We start from the raw sequence: 15,501 nt of genomic DNA on the forward strand, positions 1-15,501 counted from the left end.
TTTTGCAACAAGCGCTCCTGACATTTCGTCAGAACGCTTCGCCAGAAAGCTTCGTCAGGTCACTCGCCGACGGCCCGGAGCGCGTCGCTCCCGAGCGCGCCGCTCAGGGCACGTACCGCCAGCCGGGCCCGGAACGGGCCCGGGCGCCGACGCCGGTGGCGATCGCCGCGCGGTAGGCGTCCGCGGTCAGCTCGGCGGCCCGCTCCCAGGTGAACCTGGCCAGCACCCGCTCCCGGCCGGCCGCGCCGAGCTCGGCGCGCAGCCGCGGGTCGTCCAGCAGCCGGCCGAGCGCCGCGGCCAGCGCGTCCGCCTCCCCCGGCGGCACGGCCAGGCAGGTCTCGCCGTCCGGGCCGGCCACCTCGGGGATCGCCCCTCCGGTGGTCGCGACCAGCGGGGTGCCGGTGGCCATCGCCTCGGCGGCGGGCAGCGAGAAGCCCTCGTACAGCGACGGGACGCAGGCCACCTCCGCCGAGCGGTACAGGTCGACCAGCTCGCCGTCGGTCAGTCCGGTGCGGAACTCGATGTGCTCCGCCAGGCCGAAGCGGCGCACCGCCTCGGCCACCGGGCCGTCGTCCTTCTGCGGCTTGCCGACCACCACCAGATGGGCGTCCCGCTCGGTGCGGACCTTGGCCAGCGCCTCGACCAGGAAGACCAGGCCCTTGAGCGGCACGTCCGCACTGGAGGTGGTGACGATCCGGCCGGGGACCCGGGCGATCCGCTCGGAGGGCGACCAGAGCCGGGTGTCGGCGCCGATCGGCACCACCGAGACCGCGCCGGGGGCGGCACCCAGGTGCTCGGTGATCTCGCGCTGCGAGGTGCCGGAGACGGTGATCACGTGGTCCAGCCGGGCCGCGACCCGGCGCTGCATCCGGGTGAAGGCGTACCAGCGGCGCAGCGACAGCCGCTTCACCCGCGTGGCGGCCGCGTCCAGCTCCAACCGGCGGTCCACGGTGATCGGGTGATGGATCGTGGTGACCAGCGGGAAGCCGTGCCGGGCCAGGCCCAGCAGGCCGTAGCCGAGGGTCTGGTTGTCGTGCACCACGTCGTAGCGGCCCTTGTGCCGGGCCAGGTACTGACGGGCGCGCAGCGAGAAGGTGAGCGGCTCGGGGAAGCCGCCGGTGCGCATGGTGGCGAACTCCAGCACGTCCACCGGCCCGCGGAACTCGCCGCGGGCGGGCGTGCGGAAGGGGTCGTCGGCGCGGTAGAGGTCCAGGCTGGGCAGCTCGACCAGGCGCACCGATCCGGGGCCCTCGACCTCGTCCAGCACCGGGTAGGGCTGGGCGCCGATCACGTCCACGTGATGGCCGAGCCTGGCCAGCTCACGGGAGAGGTGCCGTACGTACACTCCCTGACCGCCGCAGAACGGGTCCCCGCGGTATGACAGCAGGGCAATCCGCAGCGGCTGCGCGGTCATCCTCGGCCCTCATCTCTGGCTGCTATCGGTGCGAGCGGCCCCATCGGTACCGCCGGTCGCTAAAGTAGATCAGGTTTCAGTGGCTGTGGAACTCGTCGTCAACCATGTGAACAATGAGAGACCTCGAAGATACCGGCCCGTAGCTTTCGCTCAGGAGCCAGGGCCGGTGATTCCCGCCACGCCCGCCCCGACCGACCGCGGGTCGCCTTCGGGCCGACCTTTCTGGAGCACGCCGCCACCCACGCGCCCCCGGGAGCACCCTTGCCGTCGCCGACCCCGTCCGTGAGCCCCACCGCGAGCCCCGCCTCCTCGGGCGCCCCCGCCGCGCCCCGGGCCGAGCCGCCGCTGTCCGCGCGCCAGGCCGAGCGGCGCCGCCGGATCCTGCGGGCCGCCACCGCGCTGGCCGCCCGCGGCGGGTACGAGGCGGTGCAGATGCGGGAGGTCGCGGAGAGCGCGCAGGTCGCCCTCGGGACGCTGTACCGGTACTTCCCGTCCAAGGTCCACCTGCTGGTCGCGGTCATGCTGGAGCAGCTGCAGGAGCTCCAGGAGCACATCCGGCGGCACCCGCCGGCCGACCGGGAGCCGGCGCCCAGGGTCGCCGACACGCTCACCCGGGCCTTCCACGCGCTCCAGCGCGAGCCGTTGCTGGCCGAGGCGATGGTCCGCGCGATGTGCTTCGCGGACCGCTCCGTCGGTGCCGAGGTGGACCTGGTCAGTGCAGCCACCGGACAGCTCATCCTGGACGCGATCGGCCAGTCCGGCCCACCCAGCGACAGCCAGCGCGCGGCCGTCCGGGTGATCGAGCACACCTGGCACTCGGCCCTGGTCGCCTGGCTCTCCGGCCGCGCCTCGATCGCCGAGGTCCGGGCCGACCTGCACACCGCGGCGAGGCTGCTGGCCCTGCCGTGACGGGCCCGTTACTGGAACCTGTTCCTGCTTCGGGAGGCCGGCGGGCCGCGGCCCGGCGGTTAGAGTCGAACGGCCCCGCCCGGGCCCCCGCCGCTCACCGAAAGGCACACCCGCACCATGCTGACCGCCGCCCGCCTGGGCGCCGCCGCCCTGTCCGCCGCGCTGCTCGCCGGCGTCGCCGCCGGACCGGCCCTCGCCGACAGCCCGTCGCCCGGCGCGACCGCCACCGCCGTTCCGGACGGCCTGTACGGCAAGGGCGACCCGACCTACGACGGCGTCTGGCGGCAGTCCCTCGCGCTCACCGCGCTGACGGCGGCGAAGGTCACCCCGGCCGACTCCGCGGTGGACTGGCTCACCGGGCAGCAGTGCGCGGACGGCGGCTGGCCCTCCTACCGGGCCGCCGGCGCGGCCTGCGACGCCAGGACCGAGGACAGCAACGCCACCGCCGTCGCCATCCAGGCCCTGGTCGCCCTCGGCGGGCACCAGCCGGCCGTCGACAAGGGCGTGCAGTGGCTCAAGGCCAACCAGAACGCCGACGGCAGCTGGCCGTACAACCCCGGCAACCCGGGCGACGCCAACTCCACCGGACTCGCCGTCAACGCGCTGTTCGCCGCCCGCACCGACCCGGCCGGCGTCGCCAAGCCGGGCACCGGCGGCGCGGCGGGCAAGAACGCCTTCGACGGCCTCGCCCGCTTCCAGCTCGGCTGCGCCGCCCCCGCCGACCAGCGCGGCGCCTTCGCCTACCAGCCGGACCCGGCCACCGGCGCCCTCGCCCCCAACACCCTGGCCAGCGCCCAGGCCGCCCTCGCCGCCGCCGGCGGGCACCTGCCGGTCGCCACCTCGGTGCACGCCGACGCGACCCCCAAGGCCCTCGCCTGCGCCGACGGCTCCGCGCCCGCCACCATCCCGCACAACGAGTCCGGCGAGGCCGTCAGCGCCTACCTCGGTGCCCAGCTCGCGGCCGGCGACGAGCACCTCACCCTCACCACCCCGGGTGCCGACCCCAAGCCCGACTACACCGCCACCGCCTGGGCCGCCCTCGCCCTGATCCAGAGCGGCCACCCCGAGCAGGCCACCGACGCCGTGGACTGGCTGGAGGGGCAGGGCACCACCTGGACCAAGGACGGCACCGACGCCGCCGCCACCGCCAGCCTCCTGCTGGTCTCCCAGGCCGCCCACCGCTCCACCGCCGACCTCACCGGCCGGCTCAGCGCCCTCGGCCCGGCCCCGAAGGCCGGCGCCGCCACCCCGGCGGACGCCACCCCGGCGAAGAAGAGCGACGGCATGGGCCAGTTCTGGCTGATCATCGTCGGCCTGCTCATCGGCATCGGCGGCGGCCTCCTGCTCAGCCTCCAGCGCAAGCGCAACCCGAACCTCTGATGCGCCCCGCCCCCGGCACCCGGACGGACCGGGCCGCCCTGGCCGTGCTGCTCCTGCCGCTCCTCGGGGCGCTGGTGCTGCTGCTCTCCGCCGCGCCCGCGCAGGCCGCCGGGTACCGGTACTGGTCGTTCTGGCGCGCCGGCGACGGCGGGGCCTGGGCCTACCAGTCGCAGGGGCCCGCGGTCGCCGTGCCGCCGGACGGCGCGGTGGACGGCTGGCGGTTCGCCGTCAGCCCGGACGGCGGGCGGGACGCCGCGAAGCCCCGGACGGCGGCCCCGTTCGACCAGGTCTGCGCCGCCACGCCCGCCCAGGACGGCCGCAAGCGGGTGGCCGTGGTGCTGGACTTCGGCACGGCCGAGGACGCCGGAGCGTCCGCCGTACAGCCGCCCGGGCAGCGGACGGCCTGCGCCAGCGTCGCACCGCGGGCCACCTCGGCCGAGGTGCTGGCCGCCGTCGCCCCGCCGCTGCGCTACGACTCCAACGGCCTGCTGTGCGCCATCGCCGGCTACCCGAGGGCGGGCTGCGGCGACCAGGTGGACGCGGCCGGCGGCGCCGGGCCCGCCGAACCCGCCGCCGACCACGGCAGCGGCCCGGACCTCGGCCCGGTCGCCGGTGGCGCGCTGGTCGCCGTCCTCGCCGGGGGCGCCGTCTGGCAGGCCCGCCGCCGCCGTCACTCCTAACCCCTCCCCAGGACAGATCCGTGAGCAGCCCCGCCCGTAGCACCCCCACCGGCCCACGCCAACTGCACCCCGGCGCCTGGTGGTTGTGGGCGCTCGGGCTGGGCGCGGCGGCGACCCGCACCACCAACCCGGTGGTCCTGCTGCTGCTCGCCGCGACCGCCGGCTACGTGGTCGCGGCGCGCCGCGGCGACGCGCCGTGGTCGCGCTCGTACGGGGCCTTCCTGCGGCTCGGGCTGCTGGTGCTCGGCATCCGGCTGGTCTTCGCGGTGCTGCTCGGCTCGCCGGTCCCCGGCACCCACGTGCTGTTCACCCTGCCCGAACTCCCGCTCCCCGACTGGGCACAGGGGGTCCGGGTCGGCGGCCGGGTCACCCTCGAAGGCCTGCTGGCGGCGCTGTACGACGGGCTGCGCCTGGCCACTCTGCTGGTCTGCGTCGGCGCCGCCAACTCGCTGGCCAGCCCGGCCCGGCTGCTCCGCGCCCTGCCGGGCGCGCTCTACGAGGCGGGCGTGGCCGTGGTGGTGGCGATGACCTTCGCACCGAACCTGGTCGCCGACGTCCGCAGGCTGCGCGCCGCCCGCCGCCTGCGGGGCCGCAACGACCGGGGCGTCGCGGCCGTGCTGAGCGTCGGACTGCCCGTCCTGGAGGGCGCGCTGGAGCGGTCGATCGCCCTGGCGGCGGCGATGGACACCCGCGGCTTCGGCCGGACCGCCGACGTCCCGCGCCGGCTCGCCCGGGTGACCGCCGCACTGACCCTGGCCGGGCTGCTCGGGGTCTGCCTGGCCGCCTACGGGCTGCTGACCGCGGGCGGCGCCGGCTGGGCGCTGCCGGTGCTGCTGCTCGGCCTGACCGCCGCCTTCGCCGGGCTGCGGCTCGGCGGCCGACGGGCCGTCAGAACCCGCTACCGGCCCGACCCCTGGCTCCTCCCCGAGTGGCTGACCGCCGGCTCCGGCGCCGCCGTGGCCGCCCTGGTCACCTGGCTCGCGTCCCGGGATCCGTCCGCCTTCGCCCCCACCGTCGTCCCGCCGACCGTCCCCGTGCTGCCGCTGGCCGCCGTGCCGGCCGTACTCCTCGGCCTGGTACCGGCGTTCGCCGCCCCGACCCCGCCCCGGAGGGCTTCGTGATCACCTTCGAGCAGGTCTCCGTCCGGTACGCGGACGCGGCCGAACCGGTGCTGAACGGGGTCGACCTGACCGTCCCCGAGGGCGAACTCTGCCTGCTGGTGGGCCCCTCGGGCTCCGGCAAGTCCACCCTGCTCGGCACCGTCAGCGGCCTGGTGCCGCACTTCACCGGCGGGGTGCTGCACGGCCGGGTCACCGTCGGCGGCCGGGACACCCGCGAGCACCGGCCGCGCGAGCTCGCCGACCTCGTCGGCACGGTGGGCCAGGACCCGGCGGCGCGGTTCGTCACCGACACCGTCGAGGACGAACTCGCCTACGGCATGGAGTCGCTGGGCCTGCCGGGCGACGTCATGCGGCGCCGGGTCGAGGAGACCCTCGACCTGCTCGGCCTCGCCGACCTGCGCGACCGCGCCCTCGGCTCCCTCTCCGGCGGCCAGCAGCAGCGCGTCGCGATCGGCTCGGTGCTCACCGTGCACCCGCGCGTCCTGGTCCTGGACGAACCCACCTCGGCGCTCGACCCGGGCGCCGCCGAGGAGGTACTGGCCGTCCTGCAGCGGCTGGTGCACGACCTCGGCACCACCGTGCTGATGGCCGAGCACCGGCTGGAGCGGGTCGTCCAGTACGCCGACCAGGTGCTGCTGCTGACCCCGGGCGCGGAACCGGTGCTGGGCGAACCCGCCGAGGTGATGGCGCACTCCCCGGTGCACCCGCCGGTGGTCGGCCTCGGCCGGCTCGCGGGATGGCGGCCACTGCCGCTGTCCGTCCGCGACGCCCGCCGCAAGGCCGCTCCGCTGCGGGCCGAACTGGACGGCCGGGCGCCCGCCGCCGTCGGCACCCCGGACGGTGCGCCGATCGCCGCCACCGACCGCCTGGCCGTGCGACGCGGCCCGGTGCAGGCCCTGCGCGGGGTAGACCTCGCGCTGCGCCCCGGCGAGATCACCGCCCTGATGGGCCGCAACGGCGCCGGCAAGTCCACCCTGCTCCGCGGCCTGGTCGGCCTGCACGCCCCCGCCTCCGGCAGCGTCACGGTCGGCGGCCGCAGCCCGCACCGCACCCGGCCCGCCGAACTGATCCGGCACGTCGGCCTCGTCCCCCAGGACCCGCGCGACCTGCTGTACGGCGACACCGTCGCCGCCGAGTGCGCCGCCGCGGACACCGACGCGGGCGCCGCCCCCGGCACCTGCCGCGCCCTGGTCGAGCGCCTGCTGCCCGGCATCGCCGACGCCACCCACCCCCGCGACCTCTCCGAGGGCCAGCGGCTCACCCTCGCCCTCGCCGTGGTCCTCACCGCCCGGCCCCCGCTGCTGCTCCTGGACGAGCCGACCCGCGGCCTGGACTACGCCGCCAAGGCCCGGCTGGTGGAGATCCTGCGCTCGCTCGCCGCCGAGGGACACGCCGTGCTGCTGGCGACCCACGACGTCGAGCTCGCCGCCGAGCTGGCGCACCGGACGCTGATCCTGGCCGAGGGCGAACTCGTCGCGGACGGGCCGACGGCCGAGGTGGTGGTCTCCTCCCCGGCCTTCGCGCCGCAGGTCGCCAAGGTGCTGGCACCGGGGCCGTGGCTCACCGTCCAGCAGGTCGCGAAGGCGCTGAGCTCGTGAGCGGCCGCCCCGTCCCGCCCGGCCGCCCCATCCCGCCCGGCCGCCCCATCCCGCTCGGGCGCCGGTCCGTCGCGGCGCTGTCCCTGGTCTCCCTGGTGGGGGTGACGGCCTTCGGCTGGCCGCTGCTCGCCTCCACCCGGTCCGCCCTGGTCGGCCACTCCGCCGACGCGCCCTGGCTGTTCGCCCTGCTGCTCCCGCTGCTCCTCGCGGTCGTCATCGCGCAGATCTCCGAGGGCCGTTCGTCGGGCGGCGGCGCGCCCGGGCTGGACGCCAAGTCCGTCGCCCTGCTGGGCGTGCTGGCGGCGGCCGGTGCGGCGCTGCGGCCGCTCGGGGCGGGGACGGCGGGCCTGGAGCCGATGTTCTTCCTGATGGTGCTGTCGGGGCGGGTGCTCGGCCCGGGCTTCGGGTTCGTCCTCGGCTCACTGTCGATGTTCGCCTCCGCGCTGCTCACCGGCGGGGTGGGGCCCTGGCTGCCGTTCCAGATGCTCGCCATGGGCTGGGTCTGCCTCGGCGCGGGCCTGCTGCCGGGCGCCGCCACGCTGCGCGGCCGCCGCGAACGGCTGCTGCTGGCGGCGTACGGGGCGGGGTCCGCCGTCCTCTACGGCACCGTCATGAACCTCCAGGGCTGGCCGTACATCGGTGGGATGGCCGGCTCCGTCTCCTTCGTCCCGGGCGACCCGCTGCCCGCCAACCTGGTCCGCTTCGCCGCCTACTGCCTCACCACCTCACTGGGCTGGGACCTGCCGCGCGCGGCGCTGACCGTCGTGCTGTGCCTCACCCTCGGCTCGCCCGTGCTGCGCGCCCTGCGCCGCGCCACCCGCCGGGCCGCCTTCGACGCGCCGGTCGACTTCCGGCCGCCGCCGGGCGGGTGAACGCCTCCTTCCCGACAGCTCCGGTGGGCGCCCCCACGGGGCCTGTCCGGCGGATCCTGCCGAGCGCGCGACGCCGGGCACGATCCGCCGGACAGGCCCTAGGGTGAACGTTCGATCCGCCAGCCAGAACGGGAGTTCACCCCAGTGTCCGACGAGCCCCTCGACAGCGACCCCGGCCCCGACCCCGGCCCCGGCCCCGCCGTGGACGACGAGGACGAGGACCAGGACGGCCCCTGGATCGTCTCGACCTGCCCGGTCGGCCCTGAACTGGCCGCGCAGATCGCCGGGATGCTGGACGTCGACTGGAAGGACTTCGACGCCGGAGAGCAGGCGATGGCCGCCGCCGGCTGGCGCTCGACCGGCGACTACCTGGGCGAGCTCGACAACAAGGCCCACACGCCGGCCGGCCACTTCGTGTACGGCGATGACTGCCTCGCCATCCCGTTCGCGTACGAGTTCTACGTCCACCCCGACGGGGCGATCGCCGAGGACTTCTGGGCCACCGTTCCCGGCTGGCAGAGTCTCCCCGACCCGCCCGCGGGCACCTTCGACGCCCAACTGGAGTCCGCCGTCGACCGGTTCACCACCATCCTCGGGCCGCCCGACCACGACCTGACCCACGAACGCCGACCGGCCCTCGACCGCCGCTGGCGCTACCGGATCTGGCGCCGGGGCGGCAACGTCCTGGTGGTGGCCCCGGGACTGGACGACTTCTCGTACTCCCAGTTCGAGCACGCCTTCGTCCAGATCCGCCCCCTCCCGGCGAACGCACCCCTGCCGCCCACCACCGAGCTCCCCGACTTCTTCTGGTGACCGCCGGGCGCCCCGGGCCGGGCGGCCGGAGCGCCCGGGCGTGCTGCTCGAAGGGGGCCGGACGATCACCAGTCCAGGGCCGACCTGGCCAGGGCCGCCAGGGCAACGGAGGCCGGGAGCTCGACGAGGAGGGCCATCGCGAGGGCGGTGTACCAGGCGCTGCCGCCCTCGGCGGTCATCACGTCGAACCAGGCGTCGACCAGGAGCAGGGTGGCCGACGCCGCGGCGGCCGGGGCGGTGAGGCGGGAACGCCGGACGAGCAGTCGGCCGGTGGCGAGCAGTCCGGCGACCTGGAGGACGTCCATGCCGACCCAGGCCGTGGACCAGTTCCTGACCTCGGCCTGGCCTCGCGTGGTCGACCCGAGCACCAGGATCCAGGCGAACAGCAGGGCCGCGACGGCCGGCAGGGCCCGGGCCGGCAGGTTGCGCGAGCGGTCGGCCGACGGCTGGTCCCAGCCCAAGTGGTCGAGCGCTGCGCGCAGCAATCGACCGTCCCCCGTTGATGTCCTCGTGATCCGGAATCCACCGACAACCCGACGGGGGGCGCCCATGGGGCCGAGCGTGCCCCGAACGCGCCCGACACGCGCTGTGCACGCCACCTGACATCCTGTGTCCGTACACCGTAAATTTGATGGATCGTCATTTCTTCAGGCCCGCCCGGCCAGGTACGACTCCCGTCGATCGGTGGTGGTTGCCATGCGACGTCTCCCCCTGCGGATGCGAATCCTCCGGCTCGGGATCGGCGGCTGCCTGCTGGCCGCGGCCACGACCGGCAACGCCTCGGCCGCCCCGGCCGCCCCGGCGGCCACGACCGCGCCGAGGAGCGGCCCCAGCCCGTCGGAGCAGCGCGTGGAGAGCCTGCTGGCGCAGCTGACCACCGCCGAGAAGGTCACCCTGCTGCGCGGCCTGGACGCCCCGGACGGCGTGAGCTCCGTCGGCTACGTCTCGGGCGTGCCCCGGCTCGGCATCCCACCGCTGCTGCTGTCCGACGGCCCGGCCGGGGTGCGGGACGGCCGGCCCGCGACCGCCATGCCCGCGCCCGTCTCCCTGGCCGCCGCCTTCGACCCGGCCCTGGCCACCGCCTACGGCGACGTGCTGGGTCGCGAGGCACGGGCGCGCGGCTACCAGGTGCTGTACGCGCCGATGGTGAACATCGTCCGGATCCCGCAGGGCGGACGGGACTTCGAGACGCTGGGCGAGGACCCGTACCTCGCCGGGCGGCTCGCCGCCGCCGAGGTGCGCGGCATCCAGGCCCAGCGCGTCGCCGCGCAGGTCAAGCACTACGCCGCCAACAACCAGGAGGACTACCGCGAGTCGTACACCTCGGAGGTGGACGAGCGGACCCTCGCCGAGATCGAGCTGCCCGCCTTCCGGGCGGCCGTCCGGGACGGCCGGGCCTGGTCCGCGATGTGCGGCTACAACCCGGTCAACGGGATCTGGGCGTGCGAGAACTTCCCGCTGCTGCGCGACGTGCTGAAGGGCCGCTGGGGCTTCGACGGGGTGGTCGGCTCCGACTACCCCGCCACCCACTCCTCGGTCAACGCCGCGGCGGCGGGCCTGGACCAGGAGTTCGGCGGTTCGACGTACTTCGCCGACCTGCCCGCCGCCGCGGCCGACGGGCGGCTCGCCCCGGCGGTGCTGGACGACCAGGTCCGGCGGGTGCTGCGGCTGATGGAGCGGACGGGTGCGCTCGACGGCGGCCAACCGCCCGCCTCCGACCCGGCCGCCGGCGCGCGCGACGCCCGCAGGGCCGCCGTTGCCGGAACGGTTCTGCTTCGCAACCAGAACTCCGCCCTCCCACTCGACACCACCCGGCTGAAGTCCGTCGCCGTGATCGGCCCGTGGGCGGACCGCGCCTACACCGGCGGAGGCGGCTCCTCCCGCGTCACCCCGTACCCGGACCGGACGGTGACGCCCCGCCAGGGCATCGCGGCGCGGGCCGGCTCGGCCACCGAGGTGCGCTACCACCCCGGCGACGACCCGAACGCGGCGGCCTCGGTGGCCACCGGTGCGGACGCCGCCGTGGTGGTCGTCGGCGACCAGGAGACCGAGGGCGCGGACCGCGGCTCGCTGGACCTCGCCCCGGCGGACGACGCCCTGATCCGGGCCGTCGCCAAGGCCAACCCGCACACCGTCGTGGTGCTGAACACCGGCGGGCCGGTCACCATGCCGTGGCTGGACTCGGTGTCCGCGGTCGTCGAGGCCTGGTACCCGGGTGAGCAGAGCGGCGCCGCACTCGCCGACGTGCTGTTCGGCGACGCCGATCCGGGCGGGCGGCTGCCCGTCACCTTCCCGACCTCGGCGAGCGCGACCCCGATCCAGGACCCGGCCCAGTACCCCGGCACGGACGGCGCCTACCACTACACCGAGCGGCTCGGCACCGGCTACCGCTGGTACGACGCCAGCGGCACCGCCCCGCTGTTCCCCTTCGGCCACGGCCTGTCCTACACGACCTTCGACTACGCCGGCCTCACCGTGACCGGCCCGGACCCGGCCGGCCGGGTGCGGGTCGGCTTCGACCTCACCAACCGCGGCACCCGCACCGGCACCGAGGTGCCCCAGCTGTACCTGACCTTCCCGTCGGCGTCGGGCGAGCCGCCGCAGCAGCTCAAGGCCTTCGACAAGGTCACGCTGGCGCCCGGCGGTTCGGCCCACGTGGAACTGCCGCTGGACCGCTCCGCCTTCGCCGTCTGGGACCAGGGCGTCCACGGCTGGGGCGTCCCCGGCGGCCGGTACGGCCTCACCGTCGGATCCTCCTCCCGCGCACCCCGGCTGCGCGGCACGGTGGATGCGCCGGCCTCCCCCGCCGTCTCCACCTGGTCCGGGCGGATCACCGGCTCCGACGGATCCTGTCTGGACGCCGAGGCCGCCGCGGCCGACCCCGCCCAGGCCGTGCGGACCGCGGGTTGCGCGGGCACGGCGGCCCAGGACGCCACCGTCGGCTCGGACGGCGGCATCGGCGCCCTCGGCGGCTGCCTCACCCCGGCCGGCTCCGCCGACGGCGCCGCCGTCCTGCTGCGGGACTGCCGCCCGGACCCCCGGGGCACCGAGCAGGCCTGGCGGCTGGGCGCGGACGCCTCGCTGCTGAACCCGGCCTCCAACCGCTGCCTCACCGCCGCCGACGGCCGCCTGCTGCTGCGCGACTGCTCAGGGGGCGCCGGGCAGCGCTGGTCCGTCCCCCGCCCGAGCGGCCCGCTGACCGGCGTCGCCGGACAGTGCGTGGACATCGCCCGGGCCGCGACGGTCAACGGCAGCGCCGTCCAGCTCTACCACTGCAACTCCACCGGCGCCCAGGACTGGTCCGTCCAACAGGACGGCTCGCTACGGGCCTTCGGCAAGTGCCTGGACGTCACCAACGGCTGGACCAGCGCCGGCACACCCGCCCAGCTCTACGACTGCAACGGCACCGGCGCCCAGCAGTGGCTGCCCCGCCCCGACGGCACCCTCCTCAACCCCGTCTCCAACCGCTGCCTGGACGCCCGGGACGGCAGCAGCGCCGACTGGACCAGGCTCCAGATCTGGGACTGCCAGGCCAGCCCCAACCAGCTCTGGAAGCTGCCGAGTTGAGCCGGACGGCCGCTCAGCGCCCGGCCCGGCCGCGCCGCACCAGCACGGCCGACGGCGCACAGACCGCCGCCGGGAGCAGCATCGCCGCCGCCAGCCCGCCCGTGCTCCCGCCGACGAAGGCGCCCGTCACCGCCACACCCACCGTCGCCCCGACCTGCCGGACGGCGTTGAGCAGTCCGCCCGCCGCACCGGCGCCGCCCTCCGGCGCGGTGGCGACCACCGCCGTGATCAGCGCGGGCAGCGCGAAGGAGACCCCGAACCCGGCCGCCGACAGGCCCAGCGCCAGCAGCGGGCAGGGCGTGCCGAGCAGGACGGCCAGCGCGAACAGCCGGTCCCGAAGGCGGCGATGCCGAAGCGGAAGGCCCGGTGGGCGCCGTAGCGGTCGGCGGCGGCCCCGGCGGAGGGCAGCAGGGCGCCGAAGGCGACGCTGTAGCCGGTCGCGGCCCACTGCAGCCCGGCCGTCGAACTGCCCAGCGAGGACGCCAGGTCGGGCTCGGCGACGGCGAGGACGGTGGTGTCGAGCAGCACCATGAAGCAGCCGAGGGCGATGCCGAGCAGGGCGCGCACGGGCCGGCGACCGGGTCGCGGCCGGTGGTCCGGCGAGGAGGGCAAGGGTGGTCATCGGATTCCTCCACGTCCGAGGGGGATCGGCCACCCACTCCGCTCCGCGGCCCCGCCCCGCTCCACCGCCGATCCCGCAGGTACCGTTCGGAATACCCGAACGCAGCCGTACGCTGTCCCGCAACACGTGCCACACGTGCGGCAGATGCGGCACGCAGTGAGCAGCAGGCAGTCATACGAACCCACGCGGGCGTTCGGGGGAACCGGAGAAACCAGTGGAACTTCGTCAGTTGCGCGTCTTCGAGGCCGTGGTCACCCATCGCACCGTCACCGCCGCGGCCGTGGCGCTCGGCCTCGCGCCCTCCTCGGTCTCCGAACAGATCCGCACCCTCGAACGCGGCCTGGGCGTCGAGCTGTTCGACCGGGCCCCGCGCGGAATGACCCTCACCGCCGCCGGGCAACGACTGCTGCCCTGGTCCCGCAGACTGCTCGACCAGGCCGAACAGGCCCGCCGGGAGGTGGTCGCCGACCGCGCCCGGCTCCGGCTCGGCGCTCTGGAGACCATAGCGGCGACCCACGTCCCGGCCGTCCTGGCCCGGCTCGCCGAACGCCGGCCCGACCTCGACGTCTCCCTGCACACCGACACCGCCCGGGACGGCCTGCTCGGCGGCGTCGCGGCCGGGGCCCTGGAGGCCGCGCTGATCCTGGACACCGCCGGCCCGCTCGGCGACCTCGGCTTCTACCTGCCGCCGGCACCGCTCGACCACCTCGACCTCACGGAGGTCCCGCTCGCCCTGGTCGCCGCCCCGGCCCACCCGCTCAGCGGCGCCACCGCCCTCACCCGCGCGGACCTGCGCGGCCGGCGCCTCCTGGTGAACGCCCCCGCCTGCTCCTTCTGGCTCGCGGGCGAACGCCTGCTCGGCCACGACGTCGAACGCGTCCGCACCGGCGGCGTCGCCGTCACCCGCGCCTGCGCCGAACAGGGGCTCGGCATCGCCCTGCTCCCCGAGTTCGCCGTCCAGGACCCGCTGGCCGCCGGCACGCTCGTCCGCCTCCCCCTCGTCCCGCCGCCCCTCCACCTCCGCCTGGTCTGGCGCGCCGACCGCGAGACCGTCCCCGGCCTGCGCGAGGTCCTCTACGCCGCCGCGGCCTGAAACGCCGCGTGCCCCGGGCTCGCGGAGCCCGGGGCACGCCTCCGGCGTACGGGACGTACGGTCCGTCAGGCCTTCGGGCCCGCCGACTGGACGACCTCGAAGGACCACAGCGTCGACCCGGACGCGGCCGGCCGCTTCGGCGCCTCGCCGCCCTCGCCGCCACCCTGGTGCGCCGCCTTCATCGGACCCTCCATCCAGGCCTTGAAGTCCTCCTCGCTGCGCCAGCGCGTGTAGACGAGGTAGTTGTCGGTCCCCTCGACCGGGCGCAGCAGCTCGAACCACTCGAAGCCGTCGGAGTTCTCCACCGCGCCGGCCCGCGAGGCGAAGCGCTGCTCCAGCACCTCGCGCTGCTCGGCGGGCACCGTCAGTACGTTGATCTTGACGACGGACATGCCGCTCCTCACTGATCCGCCGGGGCCCGTACGGCCGTCGGCTCGGTTGCTCACGAGCAGTCTGCTACACCTCACGCGCCGCGGTTCAGGCGATCCACGCCGGGAGGACGCGTTCGGCGTCGCGCGGGGCGAGGGCGCAGGCGCCGTCGGGGGTGCGGGCGTCGGGGTTGTAGGCGTGGGACGGGGAGGGGGAGGCGACGACGGCGGTGAAGCCTTCGGTGGTGGCGATCCGGCGCGGGGTGTCGGCGGGGAGGACGAGGGTGTCGCCGGCGGCGATCGTGACGGTGTCCCCGGCCAGGTCGACCTCCGCCGAACCGGTGAGGAGGGTCCAGATCTGCTCGGTGTCCATGGCGTGCAGCGGACCCTGCCGGCCGGCGGGCATCTCGACCCGCCACTGGGCGAGGGCGGCCGAGCCCTGGGTGGGCGAGGCGTGGGTGGTCATCACGGCGTTCGGCGTCTCGGTCCGGCGGGCGTCGGCGGAGCGGATCACGGGCATGGTGGAGGAACCCCCTAAGATGGTCAATGTCGTTGTCTATATGGTCAATGAGGTTGTCTATCATGTCAAGCGAACCCGCCCCGCCCGGCTTCGAGCTGCCACTGCGCCTGCTGCTCGCCTTCCGGACGATCATCGACGAGCTGCACGAGCGCATCGCCCGCGAGGGGCATCCCGACCTGCGGCCGATGCACGGCTTCGTCTTCCAGGCCATCGGCCCGCAGGGCACGACCGCCGTCGAGCTCGGCCGCCGGCTCGGCGTCTCCAAGCAGGCGGCGGGCAAGACCGTCGAGAACCTGGAGCAGCTCGGCTACGTCGAGCGCGGCAGCGACCCGGCCGACGCCCGCCGCAAGGTGGTCCGGCTCACCGACCGGGGGGTGGACTGTCTCGTCCGCTCGGCGCGGATCTTCGACGAGCTGCGCGCGGAGTGGTCGGAGGTCCTCGGCGAGGAGCAGCTGCGCCGGATCGAGGACGGCCTGCGGCAGCTCGCCCCCGGAGACCCGTTCCGGCTCGACACCCCTCGCTGGTTCGGCGGTCCGTGAGCAAC

The 15,501-nt window shown here is 75.8% G+C and carries 16 protein-coding genes; 10 read left to right on the forward strand and 6 right to left on the reverse strand.

Annotated elements, in window-relative coordinates:
* Positions 1-103 precede the first annotated feature (103 nt).
* The gene (locus ACIRVF_RS10655) at positions 104-1,414 is read right to left on the reverse strand and encodes a glycosyltransferase family 4 protein (protein ID WP_402815927.1); all 1,311 of its coding nucleotides are present in this window, start codon (positions 1,412-1,414) and stop codon (positions 104-106) included.
* A gap of 282 nt (positions 1,415-1,696) precedes the next feature.
* On the opposite strand from ACIRVF_RS10655, the gene ACIRVF_RS10660 reads away from it, so the two are divergent.
* From ACIRVF_RS10660 to ACIRVF_RS10690, 7 genes are all read left to right on the forward strand, one after another.
* The gene (locus tag ACIRVF_RS10660) at positions 1,697-2,323 is read left to right on the forward strand and encodes a TetR family transcriptional regulator (protein ID WP_402815928.1); all 627 of its coding nucleotides are present in this window, start codon (positions 1,697-1,699) and stop codon (positions 2,321-2,323) included.
* Positions 2,324-2,440: 117 nt separating this feature from the next.
* Positions 2,441-3,703: a prenyltransferase/squalene oxidase repeat-containing protein gene (locus ACIRVF_RS10665; RefSeq protein WP_402815929.1), complete on the forward strand. Its 1,263-nt coding sequence runs from the start codon at positions 2,441-2,443 to the stop codon at positions 3,701-3,703.
* On the forward strand, positions 3,703-4,383 hold the full coding sequence (locus tag ACIRVF_RS10670; RefSeq protein ID WP_402815930.1) for an SCO2322 family protein: 681 nt from the start codon (positions 3,703-3,705) through the stop codon (positions 4,381-4,383). The genes ACIRVF_RS10665 and ACIRVF_RS10670 overlap by 1 nt, the downstream gene beginning before the upstream one ends.
* 20 nt (positions 4,384-4,403) lie before the next feature.
* Positions 4,404-5,504, forward strand: coding sequence for an energy-coupling factor transporter transmembrane component T (locus tag ACIRVF_RS10675; protein WP_402815931.1), 1,101 nt, complete (start codon positions 4,404-4,406; stop codon positions 5,502-5,504).
* Positions 5,501-7,102: an ABC transporter ATP-binding protein gene (locus tag ACIRVF_RS10680; protein ID WP_402815932.1), complete on the forward strand. Its 1,602-nt coding sequence runs from the start codon at positions 5,501-5,503 to the stop codon at positions 7,100-7,102. The genes ACIRVF_RS10675 and ACIRVF_RS10680 overlap by 4 nt, the downstream gene beginning before the upstream one ends.
* On the forward strand, positions 7,099-7,974 hold the full coding sequence (locus ACIRVF_RS10685) for an ECF transporter S component (RefSeq protein ID WP_402815933.1): 876 nt from the start codon (positions 7,099-7,101) through the stop codon (positions 7,972-7,974). Before ACIRVF_RS10680 ends, ACIRVF_RS10685 begins: the two co-directional genes overlap by 4 nt.
* Positions 7,975-8,118: 144 nt before the next feature.
* Positions 8,119-8,787: a hypothetical protein gene (locus tag ACIRVF_RS10690; protein ID WP_402815934.1), complete on the forward strand. Its 669-nt coding sequence runs from the start codon at positions 8,119-8,121 to the stop codon at positions 8,785-8,787.
* 65 nt (positions 8,788-8,852) lie between these two features.
* Here ACIRVF_RS10690 and ACIRVF_RS10695 read toward each other — a convergent pair whose 3' ends face one another.
* The gene (locus ACIRVF_RS10695; RefSeq protein WP_402815935.1) at positions 8,853-9,272 is read right to left on the reverse strand and encodes a hypothetical protein; all 420 of its coding nucleotides are present in this window, start codon (positions 9,270-9,272) and stop codon (positions 8,853-8,855) included.
* A gap of 211 nt (positions 9,273-9,483) precedes the next feature.
* On the opposite strand from ACIRVF_RS10695, the gene ACIRVF_RS10700 reads away from it, so the two are divergent.
* The gene (locus ACIRVF_RS10700; protein WP_402815936.1) at positions 9,484-12,354 is read left to right on the forward strand and encodes a glycoside hydrolase family 3 C-terminal domain-containing protein; all 2,871 of its coding nucleotides are present in this window, start codon (positions 9,484-9,486) and stop codon (positions 12,352-12,354) included.
* Between the two features lie 13 nt (positions 12,355-12,367).
* Here ACIRVF_RS10700 and ACIRVF_RS10705 read toward each other — a convergent pair whose 3' ends face one another.
* Together ACIRVF_RS10705 and ACIRVF_RS10710 are read right to left on the reverse strand one after the other, a co-directional pair.
* Positions 12,368-12,574, reverse strand: a complete 207-nt coding sequence (locus tag ACIRVF_RS10705) for a hypothetical protein (RefSeq protein ID WP_402815937.1) — start codon at positions 12,572-12,574, stop codon at positions 12,368-12,370.
* Between the two features lie 8 nt (positions 12,575-12,582).
* Complete coding sequence (locus tag ACIRVF_RS10710) at positions 12,583-12,921, reverse strand: MFS transporter (protein WP_402815938.1); 339 nt, start codon at positions 12,919-12,921, stop codon at positions 12,583-12,585.
* 269 nt (positions 12,922-13,190) lie between these two features.
* On the opposite strand from ACIRVF_RS10710, the gene ACIRVF_RS10715 reads away from it, so the two are divergent.
* Positions 13,191-14,069 (forward strand): LysR family transcriptional regulator, encoded by an 879-nt coding sequence (locus tag ACIRVF_RS10715; protein ID WP_402815939.1) that lies wholly within the window; start codon positions 13,191-13,193, stop codon positions 14,067-14,069.
* Positions 14,070-14,134: 65 nt separating this feature from the next.
* Here the strand turns inward: ACIRVF_RS10715 and ACIRVF_RS10720 are convergent, their stop codons facing one another.
* Entirely contained in the window at positions 14,135-14,461 is a 327-nt protein-coding gene (locus ACIRVF_RS10720; RefSeq protein WP_402815940.1) for an antibiotic biosynthesis monooxygenase family protein, read from the reverse strand.
* 85 nt (positions 14,462-14,546) lie between these two features.
* Complete coding sequence (locus tag ACIRVF_RS10725; protein WP_402815941.1) at positions 14,547-14,957, reverse strand: cupin domain-containing protein; 411 nt, start codon at positions 14,955-14,957, stop codon at positions 14,547-14,549.
* Positions 14,958-15,019: 62 nt separating this feature from the next.
* Between ACIRVF_RS10725 and ACIRVF_RS10730 the strand changes: the two genes are divergently transcribed.
* Complete coding sequence (locus tag ACIRVF_RS10730) at positions 15,020-15,496, forward strand: MarR family winged helix-turn-helix transcriptional regulator (protein WP_402815942.1); 477 nt, start codon at positions 15,020-15,022, stop codon at positions 15,494-15,496.
* Positions 15,497-15,501: the final 5 nt, after the last annotated feature.

Source organism: Kitasatospora sp. NPDC101157 (assembly GCF_044768255.1).
Classification (GTDB): Bacteria; Actinomycetota; Actinomycetes; order Streptomycetales; family Streptomycetaceae; genus Kitasatospora.